This window comes from Robertmurraya sp. GLU-23 (genome assembly GCF_052983275.1).
On record NZ_JBRKCV010000009.1, the window covers coordinates 142,754 to 156,162 of the forward strand.

10 protein-coding genes and 1 pseudogene are annotated in these 13,409 nt (G+C 35.9%); 10 read left to right on the forward strand and 1 reads right to left on the reverse strand.

What is annotated here, in order from left to right; all coding sequences use genetic code 11:
- Positions 1–12: 12 nt before the first annotated feature.
- From ACVBAX_RS15555 to ACVBAX_RS15590, 8 genes and pseudogenes are all read left to right on the forward strand, one after another.
- Entirely contained in the window at positions 13–1,767 is a 1,755-nt protein-coding gene (locus tag ACVBAX_RS15555) for a sensor histidine kinase (protein ID WP_447117817.1), read from the forward strand.
- Entirely contained in the window at positions 1,768–2,955 is a 1,188-nt protein-coding gene (locus ACVBAX_RS15560; protein ID WP_447117818.1) for a response regulator transcription factor, read from the forward strand. It begins immediately after the preceding gene.
- 555 nt (positions 2,956–3,510) lie between these two features.
- Complete coding sequence (locus ACVBAX_RS15565; protein ID WP_447117819.1) at positions 3,511–4,890, forward strand: ABC transporter substrate-binding protein; 1,380 nt, start codon at positions 3,511–3,513, stop codon at positions 4,888–4,890.
- 69 nt (positions 4,891–4,959) lie between these two features.
- Positions 4,960–5,901, forward strand: coding sequence for a carbohydrate ABC transporter permease (locus ACVBAX_RS15570; RefSeq protein ID WP_447117820.1), 942 nt, complete (start codon positions 4,960–4,962; stop codon positions 5,899–5,901).
- The gene (locus ACVBAX_RS15575; RefSeq protein WP_447117821.1) at positions 5,898–6,731 is read left to right on the forward strand and encodes a carbohydrate ABC transporter permease; all 834 of its coding nucleotides are present in this window, start codon (positions 5,898–5,900) and stop codon (positions 6,729–6,731) included. Before ACVBAX_RS15570 ends, ACVBAX_RS15575 begins: the two co-directional genes overlap by 4 nt.
- Before the next feature lie 12 nt (positions 6,732–6,743).
- A complete protein-coding gene (locus ACVBAX_RS15580) occupies positions 6,744–8,177 on the forward strand; it encodes a glycoside hydrolase family 32 protein (RefSeq protein ID WP_447117822.1) in 1,434 nt (477 codons plus the stop codon).
- A gap of 110 nt (positions 8,178–8,287) precedes the next feature.
- Positions 8,288–9,298, forward strand: a complete 1,011-nt coding sequence (locus tag ACVBAX_RS15585; RefSeq protein ID WP_447117823.1) for a phosphotransferase — start codon at positions 8,288–8,290, stop codon at positions 9,296–9,298.
- A 35-nt stretch (positions 9,299–9,333) separates the two neighbouring features.
- Positions 9,334–9,497, forward strand: a pseudogene (locus ACVBAX_RS15590) (AraC family transcriptional regulator); the annotation flags it as partial.
- A gap of 190 nt (positions 9,498–9,687) precedes the next feature.
- Here the strand turns inward: ACVBAX_RS15590 and ACVBAX_RS15595 are convergent.
- Entirely contained in the window at positions 9,688–10,284 is a 597-nt protein-coding gene (locus ACVBAX_RS15595; RefSeq protein ID WP_447117847.1) for a YdhK family protein, read from the reverse strand.
- A gap of 230 nt (positions 10,285–10,514) precedes the next feature.
- Here ACVBAX_RS15595 and ACVBAX_RS15600 point away from each other — a divergent pair, with 230 nt between their 5' ends.
- Both ACVBAX_RS15600 and spoIIP read left to right on the forward strand, forming a co-directional pair.
- Entirely contained in the window at positions 10,515–11,597 is a 1,083-nt protein-coding gene (locus tag ACVBAX_RS15600; protein ID WP_447117824.1) for a YVTN family beta-propeller repeat protein, read from the forward strand.
- Between the two features lie 159 nt (positions 11,598–11,756).
- Positions 11,757–12,932, forward strand: coding sequence for a stage II sporulation protein P (gene spoIIP, locus ACVBAX_RS15605; protein ID WP_447117825.1), 1,176 nt, complete (start codon positions 11,757–11,759; stop codon positions 12,930–12,932).
- Positions 12,933–13,409 lie beyond the last annotated feature (477 nt).

Below are 13,409 nucleotides of genomic sequence, written 5' to 3' on the forward strand. Positions count from 1 at the left end.
TTAGGTGCCGATATGTTAAAATTTCAGCATAAGTTAATTATTGCTTTTATCTGTTTTGTATTAATTCCTATTATTATACTAGGGATTGTGTCTTACAAAATTTCATCCACCACGTTACAAAAAAATATTAGTGAGCAAATGATTCAAACGTTAAAGGCGGTTGATCGAAATTTATTAGCCGCTGTTACTGAAATGAATTCCTTTTCTGATTATGTTGTTTCATCAAGTGCCATTCAGGACTATTTAAATACACAAAATACGTCCTCAATCTATGAATTTTACAGTGATCAGCAGGAAATCGCCGGAAAGATGTATGGAAATTCACAGATTGATAATCTTGTTCTTTATAGACATGATGGGTATGTGATTACTTATACCGATGATATGGTTACGAGCTTAGATGATCTTCGCTCGAATTTGTTTTTGGATAAGCTTTTACAGGAGAAGGGTCGTCCTGTTTGGTTAACACCATATGAAAATCAAAATCTTATTTTTAGCCAGGACTATATTCTAACTCAATCAAGAGTCATAAAGGATATTAACACACTTGAAAATTTAGGGTATTTAATACTACATGTAAAACTAGATTTATTTGATCCTATTTTCAAAGATATTTATGGAGGTCCCAGCCATGAATTGATAGTAAATAAAGAGGGGACCGTGCTTTATTCATTAAATCGAAATTTCATTGGTAAAACTCTGGACATTGAAAGTTTTTCTGAATTTCCAACAAATAAAAGTGGTTATCTCACTGATGAATGGGACGGTGAAAAAAGTTTAATTACCTATATGCCGTCTAGTTTTGAAACCGGAGGGAACACACAGCTCATTCTAGTATCCATAAAGCCATTGAAAACAATTGCGAGTGATATTGTCAATATTCGAAACACCATGTTACTCGTTGTAGGGTTTACGGTGTTAACCGCGGGCTTATTTAATTTTTTGTATTTAAAAAGAATTTCTCGCTTTATTCATGAACTATTAAATGGGATGAAGCAAGTTGAAAGAGGCACGCTGAGCAAACGAATGGGTAGATTTAAATTTCAAGAATTACAAAATATTTCGCAGGGCTTTAATAACATGACCGGAAGACTTCAACAATTAATGAGAGATATTGAGACAGAGCAGGAACGCAAGCGTGAGGCTCAGTTTAAAGTGCTACAGCAGCAAATCAATCCTCATTTCTTATACAATACACTTGAATCGATTAATGCACTCGCCGCTTTAAACGGGCAAAGGGAAATTAGTAGAATGACGATTAACCTCGGTAAGCTGTTGCGAATCAGCATTAATGGAGGGTATGAAGTGAAAGTAAAAGATGAGATCCGTCATGTGATTAGTTATCTGGAAATTCAGAAAATAAGATTTAATAATCGATTTTCTTTTGAAGTAGATGTAGTGGAAGAGCTGAATCATTATCCGGTCCTTAAATTAATTCTACAGCCGCTTGTAGAAAATATTTTAATCCATGAGTTTTCAAAAAGAGATGATGAAGAAGGGCTGATTAAGATTAGAGGTACGATATCAAACGGTCAAGGCGAATTTTGGATTGAAGACAATGGTAAGGGTATTGATGAACGTGTACTGATGCAACTAAATAATTGGAGACTAGAAAATCTGCATAGTCAGGCAAATAATGGTCACGGTGTACGCAATGTTGATGAGCGAATGAGACTTTTTTACGGAGAGAAATATGGTCTTATCATTTGTTCGATGAAAAATAAAGGGACGGTAATTAAAATTTCATTTCCGATTAAAGGTGATTAGATGCGATATAAAGTAGTAATTGCGGATGACGAAAAGTTAATTTTAAATAATCTTACACAAATCATCGATTGGCAGGGATTAGACTGTGAAATCATTGGGACAGCTGAAAATGGACATGAAGTTATGGGGATCATCAAAGATCAACAAGCAGATCTTCTATTAACGGATATTTCAATGCCCGAAATGAGCGGCATTGAACTGTTAAAAACATTAAATCAGATCGATCATAAGCCACTTGTGATTTTAATAAGCGGCTATGATGATTTTGAATATGCAAAAGAAGCAATTAAAAATAACGCGTTCGATTATATTTTAAAGCCCATTGATTATGATGAATTGGAAGATTGTGTTAAAAGAGCACTTAACAAGATAAAAGCTCAAAAAATAACTGTGTATGAGCATGAGAAATATGCGATTTATGAGCTAATTACATCCGGGAAAGTGGACGCCCAAATCAACAACAAGCAAGCTCTTTATTTCTCAGTAATATTAAAAAACTTTAAGCAAGAAATCGAATTAATTATTACAAATATTGAAGACTGTGTTTCTAAGTGGCATGCCGATCTATTTGTTTACAAGCTGTCGGATAAAGAAGTGTTAGTAGTCGTTGAAATGCCAAAGCACTTTATCAATCAAGCAGCTGATATTACCGATGCATTTTCACAGCAACTTTTTTCTGCAGGGGCTGACTCTTGCATCATCTCTGTTGGTAAAGTTGTTGAGCAGTTATTTGAAATAAAGCATTCCGTTGATGCTGCCAAGGAATTACTAAAATATGAAAACTATATAAGTGGCAATGTTCTGACAGAGGAGCGGTTAAAGAAAGAATATAAGCCCAGCCAATCAGCTGCAGATATGATGGAAGAGGCACTCAACTATATCCGAAAAAATTTTCAAACCGATATAGGTATGGAGCAGACAGCCGAACAAGTCGGTTTAAGTGTTAGCTATTTCTGTTTGCTTTTTAAACAAAAAACCGGTCTTACATTTCTCGATTATTTAACAAATGTCAGAATAGAATATGCATGCCTATTCCTGCAAAATACAGATCTCAAAACATATGAAATTGCCGAAAAGGTAGGCTATGCCGATCAGCGATACTTCAGCCAAGTATTTAAAAAGAAAATGAAAAAAACACCAAGCGAATATCGTAAACTAGTAAAAAATAAGGAAGCCTCTCCCAACTAGGTTAAAGTGTTTCATTTTGATAAAACTCCCTAATCGAGAAACTAGCAAAAGTAAAATAAGCGGAGAATTTCCGGCTAGATGAAGAATAGAGCCTTGTTCCGGGGTAAATAGGGGGAGGTTTTCCGCTTATTAAAAGCAAAATCTCCTATTTTCTAAGTTTTCGAGCCAATAGGCGGAATCTCTCCGTCTATTTTTGCTTTCTTTCATAATTATTAATAATTAGGCGGAATTTCTCCGTCTATATATCAGCTCGGATACTTAACCTAACCCTCAACAGATAAGTTTTGTTTTGACCCTCGATTTCGTAGAAAGGTAAATAAATAAAGTAAAGCCTATGCCAATTCATACGGTAATTCTTGTGTATTTTAAAAACTCGAAAAAACATAATCCTTTATTATTTTTTTCAATAATAAGAATTTAAACATTTTTTAGAGAAATGTCGCATTTTGAAAGCGTTTTATATACCTTATCATTAACTTATGAAAGCGCCAAGCTAACTCGTACTTCAATTATGAAAGCGCTTGAAAATATATTAAGAGAAATAGGGGGAGAAGTATGAAGAAGTTAATTTTGTTTGTATCTTTACTGTCTTTAGTCTTTTCGTTAGTAGCTTGTAGTTCAGACAAGACTAGCGGCAGTGACAAAATTGTCGTTTGGACACAAGCGGCAGCAGATCATCCAGAAGGAAAGATGTTTGCTGACCGAGTAAAGAGCTACAATGAGGCTCATCCAGATGGACCTAAAGTTGAAATACAAAACATCACACGTGCAGGAGCTGGTTCAGGCTACATCGATAAGCTGAATGCAGCCATTACAGCAAACGACATGCCTGATATTTTTACATTAGACGGACCTGATATTGGGGCTTATGTTGATTCAGGATTACTTGGAGAACTTGATGGATACATGAGCGAAGGATTCAAAGATGGATTCACTCAAGCAATCATCGACCAAGGAACAGTGGACGGGAAATTCTACGGAATGGGTTATTCAGACTCAGGTGTAGCCATCATGTATAACGAAGACATGATCAATGCACTACCTGAAGAAATAAAAGCATTAGTCCCTTCCCTCGATCAAGATTGGACATGGGATCAATTTATTGAGTTATCAAGAAAAGTAGACGAGTTTGCAAAAACGTCAAATGATCCAGTGTTTGCAAATTATGAAACGGCTGTAAGTTTATTATTAACAGACATTACTGCAGGTGCCTATGAATTAGGAACATACTACTTCACACCACTTCTTTGGGGAAATGATGCAAACATCGTTGCTGAAGATGGTGTCACAGTTGATGGCGTCTTAAATAGTAAGAAAAGTGTAGAAGCATTAACAAAATATGCACAATTATTTGCTGAGCCAGCACTTGCTAGTGCGACAGAATCTGAAAAAACATTCCATACAGGAAAATCAGCACTATCTGTTAGCGGATTCTGGTATGTAAATGAACTAATCAATAATTATCCTGACTTAAAATTCAAGACCGTTCGTTATCCGAAAATGAGTGAAGACTTCGACGGGTTATACACACCATCCGGTTCTTGGGCATTTGTTCGTAACGGACAAGAAGAAGACGAAGAACGCGTCAAGCAAATCGTTGAAGTCATGGAATGGTTAACTAACGACGAAGCATCAAAAGAATACTTCGCTAAAAACGGATCTATTCCAACAAGAATCAATTCTGTTGACGCGATTGATACAAATACTGACAACCCATATCACAACGATGCGTGGACCGTATTAAAGTATCAAGTCGAAAACACAAACAAATCTCGTCCGGTATCACCTGGATATCCATATCTTTCTGAAACCTTTGCAAAAGATGTTATTCTAAAAATCGCTCAAAACAAAGCGACAGATGAAGCAACAATCAAGAAATATGTAGACGATGCAGCGAAGAAAATTGAATTAGAATTTGCAAAGTACAAAAAATAATCGGTTGTTAAAAGTAAGAGGTGAGGGAATGACCTCACCTCTTACTCTTTTTAAAAAGGGGTGTGAACCATGAAGAAATTGATCAAACGTATTGTAAAAGTGAGAAATACAACAGAACACCTCAGACAAAGTGAACATTACAAAACAAGAGATATCGTGTCCGCGTATGGATTTTTAACACCTGCTTTAATACTGGCGATTCTCTTTATTGTATTACCAATTATTCTAGCGTTTACGTACGGATTTACAGATTATTATTTATTAAAACCAAACGACAAAGAATTTATTGGACTTGAGAACTTTAAGCGAATGCTGACAGATGAAGTGTTGATCCAAAGTTTTAAAAACACGTTAAAGTTTGTGGTGTTTGTTGTCCCTCTGCAACTTTCAATGGCACTTGGACTTGCTCTCATTGTTAACAAAAAAATCAGAGGTGTAGGGTTCTTCCGTACCGCTTATTTTTCTCCAGCTGTTTTATCTCTTGTTGTTATCTCAATCCTATGGACGGTTATGTTAAACCCAACATCTGGTTTAATTAATGAACTCCTTGCGAATGTTGGGATTTCAAAGCAGCCTTTCCTCTCCAGTGCGTCTCAAGCAATGTATACGATTATTGGGATCTCTGCATGGTCAGGGTGTGGGTATCAAATGATGATCTTTTTAGCAGGACTTAAAAATATTGATGGAAGCCTTTATGAAGCAGCGGATATTGACGGAGCCAATGCGTTTCAAAAGTTTTTATTTATTACCATTCCTTCATTAAAACCCATTCTGATGTTTTTAGTGATTACCACCACGATTCAGGCATTTAAACTCATTGTTCAACCAATGGTTATGACAGGTGGAGGTCCAGATTACTCAACGATTACCATTTTGCAATACATTTATGAGTATGGATTCCGTCATCGAAACATTGGATATGCAAGTGCCATTACATTAGCATTCACAATTTTCTTAGTCGTAATCTCAATCATTATTAAAAAGCTATTTAGAGAGGAGAAAGTAGCATGAAAATTGTAAAGAAAACCTTGTTTTATCTCTTGGCTTCTATTGTGGCCTTACAATTTTTACTTCCTCTTATTTGGATGATTCTTTCTTCATTTAAAATCGATGAAGTGATCTATAAAGATATGGATACAATCTTTGCCTTTGTTCCAAGATTTTCTGATCTTTCGTTTGACTCGTATGTGGAGTTATTAGGTTTTTATAACATTTTTAAGAACGTCGGAAATAGTTTGATTTACGCATCCGTTACAGTGGTTGTAGGATTAACCATCAATTCATTGGCAGGGTATGCACTAGCAAGATTTAAATTTCCATTTAAAGATTGGATTTTAATTTTCATTATCGCACTTATGATTGTACCAATTGAAGCGACCATTCTTCCGTTGTTTTTAGTAGTAAATGAGATGGGATTAATCAACACGATTCCAGGTTATTTGCTGCCATTTATCATTAATGTGATGAACATATTCTTATTCAGACAACATTTCTTATCCTTCCCTGGTGAATTGATAGAATCAGGAAAAATCGACGGACTAAGTGAAGTAGGATGTTTCTTCCGAATCGTCATGCCGTCAAGCTTAAATATGTATATTACAGTTGGAATTTTAACGTTCTTAGCATCATGGAATGATTTTTTATGGCCGGTTATGGCGTTATCAAACGCAGATTTGATGCCAATTCAAGTTGCCCTTAATGCGGTTTTTGCAGACACGTATAACATTTTCACAAGTCATATGATGGCGGCACTAACCATCGTAACGATTCCAATTGTTATTCTTTATATCATTTTCCAAAAATACATTGTGGAAGGTTCCATGCAAAGTGGAATTAAATAGAAGAGGTGTGCTATGAATCGACTACAAAAAGCAAACGACTATATCAAAGAAAACAAGCATAAAACAAATAACCGCCCCCTTTTTCATTTTTCACCAGAAATCGGATGGCTGAATGACCCAAATGGTTTTTCCTTTTACAAGGGGAAATACCATCTCTTTTATCAGTATTACCCGTATGACATTGTATGGAATGACATGCATTGGGGTCATGCAACAACAAATGATTTTGTCAATTGGGAGTACCTTCCCGTAGCGATGGCCAATGACAAAGCGTATGATGCAAACGGATGTTTTTCTGGAAGTGCGATTGAAAAGGATGGGAAGCTCTATCTCATTTATACAGGTCATATTGATCCTAACTTAGGGTTTGATAAAGATGAATCACAAATTGCTGAACGTCAGTGTGTTGCAGTGTCAGAGGATGGTATCCATTTCGAAAAATCCAAATTAAATCCAGTGATTGGGGAAAAAGAATTGCCAGAAGGGTATCTCATTTGTGATTTCAGAGACCCAAAAGTGTTAGAGCGTGACGGGGTATACTACTGTGTATTAGCGGTAAGAAATGCGAAACGTCGTGGTGAAATCATCATGTTCCAATCAAAAGATTTACTTCAGTGGAGCTTTCATTCTTCAATATTCCAAATGTCATTTGAAGAAAATACGTTACTAGAATGTCCAGATCTCTTCCACTTAGACGGAAAAGATGTGCTAATTTTCTCAGAAATGCCATGCGACCCTGAATTTGACGGAGAAGTAGAGAAAAAAACGTCCTATGTGATTGGACACATGGATTTTGAAAACGGAGTATTCACTCCTGAGGCAAAGGGCTTGCTAGATTATTCAACGTTTTACGCACCTCAAACAACGGACGGTCAAAACGGAGAGAGACTTTTAATTGGATGGATGCATCGTTGGACAAAAGCAACACCACCAAAAGAGTACGGTTATAACGGCATGATGAGTTTACCAAGAAAGTTACACATCAAAAACAACATATTGATTCAACAAGCTTATATTAGCCATGACGATTATTTCACACCTGTTGTTTCTCATGAACATGTTTCATTAAATGAGGATTTACACATTGAAAGCGGAAGAACAGGATATTTATCCCTATCACTATTATCTAAGAGTGAATCGTTTGTTGTTGAATTAAACAAGGAAAATAAAAAAGCAACACGTGTGAGTGTGGATCCTTCATCCAATTCTGTTGTGATTACTTCTGATTATGGAGATAGTGAACCAATTACCGTACATGACTGCTTTAACAGCGAGGAAAACACATTAGAATTTTATGTGGATCTTCATTCAGTTGAAATCTTTGTGAATAAGGGAGAAAAAGTCGTAACATTTACAGCATATGAAAAAGAAAAAGGAACAAGCATTGTCCTTTCAGGAAAAGGTGCCCAATTAAAAGAAGTTCGTTATGAGGCGTTTTGTTCTTAATAAACAAAAAAACACAGCTCTGTTTAACAACAGGGCTGTTTATTTACTTAAATACTATCTTCTTTTTCCTGTACGTGATAGATTCTATTTAAAAAGGATTTTTGTATAAGATGAAAAAATATTTATCCTATATTGAAGAAATAGTCCCTTTGTACTTTCCAACTGAAAAATGGGAGATTGTTCCCGGGCCAAGTGGGGAAAACAATACAACCCTATTTATTCTGGCAAACGATGAGAAACACGTACTGAGAATTTACGAAACACATCAAGATGAAGAGAAGGTACACTTTGAACATGCTGTATTACTAGCATTAAAAGAACGGACTCTTTCCTTATCCATACCAGTACCGATAAGAACAAAAGATGGGCAAACCATTGTCAAAACTGGGTCCGGATTTCTTGCAGGATTGTTTAGATTTATCGATGGGACGAATCCTGCTCTAGAGGACTTTGAACAAATCTATTCATTTGGTATGGCGGCTGGTCAACTTACTGCAGAACTTGCCGAGATCAGTGTAAATCAACTTCCAGTATATAGACCGTATTATGATATGGATCAAACGCACCCAAGATGTTCATTGGATCAGATTAAAGATTTTTCCCTAAATCCACCTGAGGACTTTGTGGAATTAGCTCAAGAATTATTAATTATCTACAAACAATTAGTTTCATTTCAATACAGAGTCCCATTTTTAAAAAGACTTCCTCACCAGCTCGTCCATGGAGATTTAAATGCTTCCAACATTCTTTCGGCTGGGGAAGGGAAGATTTCCTCCATTCTTGATTTTGAATTTGTTACCCATGATTTACGAGTCATGGAAGTTGCGGTTTCTATTTCCGATTTTATAGATGATGAAGTGAATGAGACCATTATTTTTAAAAAGATTTCTGCTTTCCTAACAGGATATAGAAGTATAATTAAGCTGACAGAAGAAGAAATTCATGCCCTTCCTGTCCTCATTCAGCTTCGAAGTTTAGATGTGTTTATTCATTTCCTTGGCCGTTATTGGGACGGGGTGGACTCGATTGATACGGTCAAAAAGTATAGTCGTAAGGCTGCACGAAGGGTTTCATGGATTTTAAACCATCAAGAAAACTTCATCAAATTCAGTGAAAAATAGCATGATGTCCGAAATTTTGTTGGTCCATGCGGAAGATGGATTTACTGTTTCTTAACCATGCAATGAAGTATATTGAGGAAAACCTTACAAACGAAATTGACTTCAAAGTGCTGGCAAGGTTAGCTCATTGTTCCGAATATCATTTTAAAAGGATGTTTTCTTTCCTTGCGGGTATTACTTATCAGAATATATGAAAAGAGTACCAATTATTTTTGAAGGAGAAAACCCAGAAATCACACAGATGTGGAAGTCCTTGTCAATGGAGAAAATTTCTTAGATCAAAATAAAGTTTCCATAAAGTGTTTAATACAAAAAGGATCGATCGAGCAACTTTACTTTCTCATCGATCCTTTTTAATTTATAAAGTTATACGAGTGTTTTCATGGATATTATTTCGCAGAAAGCTCACTTTCTGTTACCCATTGATGATTGGTTACTTTTTCTCCATCTGACGTCGAAGTGTAATCAACCATGTATACAGTTGTTTGTTCAGCTGAATCAATTATTGCAGTTGCACCTTCCATACCTTTCATATGGTCAGCGTTTACGGTAACCTCATCACCAGGTTGATAAGGTTGGTCACCAGCATCTTTAATTTCTTCGTGAATAATCCATTTGTGATTCGTTACTTTTTCTCCACCAGTTGTAGGTGTATAAGATATCGTATAGACGGTTATATCATAAGCACCAACAATGGTTGCTTCAGCACCGTCCATCCCTTCCATATGGTCTGCATTAATAATCGCTTGACTACCAACTGCAAATTTTGGGTTTTCAGCATCTTGCAGGCCTTCAGGAATTTCCCCTGATCCAGAATGATCCATTCCTTCATGACCTCCGTGACCTTCACTGCTAGTATCCTGTTCTTGTCCTGTTTCCTCACTGCTGTTATTCGAATTGTCTTGTTCATTCTCCTGATTATTGGAACATGCTGCTAAAAAAACTGCGAAAATCAAGGAAAATAGAAATAAGGTAGTACGTTTAATTCTCACTATTGCAACCTCCTTAATATTATTTTCAATCATAATACTATAAAAATTTGCAGAAATTGTGGAGAATACCTACCGGTTTTTGGGAAATGCTTTGATTTTTAAGATGTTACATTTTATTTACCTTATTAAATTCACAAAGCTGTCAAACTCCTAGTCGGATTCTGCAAATTTTCTGCACAAGTATTTACTATATTGAACTTACCAAAGATAAGGAGTGTTTAAAGATGAAAAAAACCATTTTCATAAGCTTGTTATTATTATTTAGTATTACTCTAGCTGCATGTGGTAATACAGCAAATAATGTGGTGGAGGAGAAGAATACCGAAACGATAAAAAATAATGAGTCCAATAAGGATGGTAAAGAGCAAGAGAAAGCTTCGTTCTACTATACCGCAGAAAATGGAGGCATCACAAAAATCAACGCTACAACTAACAAGCCAGTGAAATCAATCGAAATTGAGGGTTCGGTTCATAATGTTCAACTTTCACCTAACGGAAAATTAATAGGAGCGACTGTTGTTCCAGAAACTGGTGAACATGGGGGACACGATAGTGGTCATGAAGAAAAAACAGCAGGACTGGCGCTGTTTTATGATGCGGAAACAGATGAATTAATCAGTCAAGTGGAAGTCGGATCTCATCCTGCTCATATTGTGTTTACTGAGAATATGAAATATGCATTAGTAACAAACAATGAAGATAACAATGTATCTGTAATAGATGTAGAAACATATAAAGTGATTCAAAATATTTCAACAGGAAATGGACCACATGGTTTTAGAGTAGCAGCCGATAGTAAAACAGCTTATATTGCAAATATGGGAGAGAACACGGTAAGTGTGATAGATTTAGAGAGTATGAAAGAAACCAAAAAGATTGTAGTAGGGAATACTCCTGTTACAACAGGGATAACTCCAGATGGAAAAACACTTGTGGCAACGTTAAACGCTGAAAACTCCCTAGCCGTGATTAATCTCGTTTCTGAAAAGGTTGAAAAGATTCCAGTGGGAGAAGGCCCTGCTCAAGTGTACATTCAATCAGACGGTAAATATGCATGGGTTGCCAATCAAGGAACGCCTGAAAATCCATCGAATAGTGTATTTAAAATCGAGCTAGAAACGAGAAAAGTGGTCGCAACCATTACAGTGGGCGAAGGTGCCCATGGGATCGTAACGAGTGAAGACAACCAGTTCGTTTATGTTACCAATATGTATGATCATACAGTAAGCGTAATTAAAAATGATGATAACCAAGTAATCGCAACGTTAGAAGTTGGAGAGGAACCAAATGGGATCACCCTAAAATGATGATTTTTTAAAAACAAGAGTGTCAGTTTAGAAACCGTCTCTTTTCTACTATGCAATACTTCAATGGTATTGATTGGAAGAAATATATTAGTCTATTATTATTCCTACCTCATATATTCAAATTAAAAGAGTTAAAACGCTAGAATTAAGGAGGAGTATATGAGGAATAAAAATAGCCAAATGGTTTTTATAGATCTTAAAACTGTTTTCGTTATCCTTTTCTTTATGATATTCTTACTCATTTTTATGATTAATTTTATTAATATTAAAGACAAATTTACGTCAGAGCTATTATATCGAACCAGTAATAGATTACCTACTGAGTTTTTTCTTGAATTAACGTCTAATGAAATTGCTCTTTTAGGTGAATCTGATATAGGTGACGTTAGTAACGAATTACCATCACTTTCTGAATTTATTACCAGGTCTGTATTCGATATAAAGCACAAAGATATAACAACGTTGTTTGGTAACGAAATTCCAAGTTTTCGTACGTTTAATACAGAAATAGCAGTTGCAGGTATGGGAACAGATCTTTCAAATCTCCCGACGGAATCTTCCCCACCCTTAGACATCTTGCTGAAAGAAAGAGAACTGGCAGGTCAGGAATTGGAAGAATCGAATAATAATCAGGCGAATACTTTACCACCAAAAGAAACAGGAGAAGAAGAAATTTTTATTTACCATTCACATAGTTGGGAAGCGTTCTTACCGGAATTAAACGGCGTTACGGATCCAGATTCAGCTGTTAGCTTTAATGAAAATAAAAACATCATTGATGTCGGAAAAAGCTTACAAGAAGAATTGAATAAGAAAGGGATAGGTTCAAAGCATAGTACAACCAATGCGACGGAGGAATTAAAAAAGAAGGATTGGAATTATTACCAGTCTTATACTCTTTCTAGAGAAATCGTTCAACAAGTTATGGCACAGGAAAAGACCATCCAATATTTAATTGACATACACAGAGACTCTCAACCGAGGAGTGTCACAACAATGGATATCAGCGGGAAACCATATGCTAGATTATTCTTTGTGGTTGGGAAGGAAAATGCCAATTATGATAAGAACCTTAGTTTAGCCAAAGAACTGAATCATAAACTGGAAGAAAAATATCCAGGCATTAGTAGGGGAGTGTTTGTAAAAACAAAAGATGATGGAAACGGAGTCTACAACCAAGACCTATCCAGCAAATCGATGCTGCTTGAGTTTGGCGGTGTTGAAAATACAAAGGAAGAACTCGACAATGCCATAAAAGCATTTGCAGAGGTGTTTAGTGAGTATTATATGGATGCAGAACAAGTAAATGGGCGTTCAGAAGTGGATGGAGTTTAATTAACATAAGTATCTTTGGATAGTAACTTATTTGAACAAGAACCTTCTTTAGTAAAGGAGGTTTTTTTGTGTCTTTAATTGAAAATGAAAATTGCAATGGTTACGTCATTTGCGTTAGGCCTATTATTCATTCTTGGCCAAATCTGTTTTTAAATTTACAAGGGAAAAGACCATTTTCGAACCCCCCTTTATGGTATAATTTGTATCATAATAGAGTAAGGATTGACAGCTTACCAGTTTCAGAGGAGAGAGAACATTGAGCAGAAAAGGGGAAGAAAATGACAAGATTCACCAAAAAATACAACTAATAATAATGTACCAGCAGCTGAAACTCAACCAAAGAATACAAACACAAAAGCACCCACACTGACCACACTAGTGGTAGATTTATTACTAATGTCCACATCCATCATCCTCCTCTTTATAGTGTATTAAGAACCTTTTTAAATATCCCTTTTAGGTATTTAAATCGAATAT

Excerpts from the sequence above, each read along its gene's own strand:
- ACVBAX_RS15585 (WP_447117823.1), top strand. The coding sequence starts at position 8,288 with ATGAAAAAATATTTATCCTATATTGAAGAAATAGTCCCTTTGTACTTT.
- ACVBAX_RS15600 (WP_447117824.1), top strand. The coding sequence starts at position 10,515 with ATGAAAAAAACCATTTTCATAAGCTTGTTATTATTATTTAGTATTACT.
- ACVBAX_RS15570 (WP_447117820.1), top strand. The coding sequence starts at position 4,960 with ATGAAGAAATTGATCAAACGTATTGTAAAAGTGAGAAATACAACAGAA.
- ACVBAX_RS15565 (WP_447117819.1), top strand. The coding sequence starts at position 3,511 with ATGAAGAAGTTAATTTTGTTTGTATCTTTACTGTCTTTAGTCTTTTCG.
- ACVBAX_RS15580 (WP_447117822.1), top strand. The coding sequence starts at position 6,744 with ATGAATCGACTACAAAAAGCAAACGACTATATCAAAGAAAACAAGCAT.
- spoIIP (WP_447117825.1), top strand. The coding sequence starts at position 11,757 with ATGAGGAATAAAAATAGCCAAATGGTTTTTATAGATCTTAAAACTGTT.
- ACVBAX_RS15575 (WP_447117821.1), top strand. The coding sequence starts at position 5,898 with ATGAAAATTGTAAAGAAAACCTTGTTTTATCTCTTGGCTTCTATTGTG.
- ACVBAX_RS15560 (WP_447117818.1), top strand. The coding sequence starts at position 1,768 with ATGCGATATAAAGTAGTAATTGCGGATGACGAAAAGTTAATTTTAAAT.
- ACVBAX_RS15555 (WP_447117817.1), top strand. The coding sequence starts at position 13 with ATGTTAAAATTTCAGCATAAGTTAATTATTGCTTTTATCTGTTTTGTA.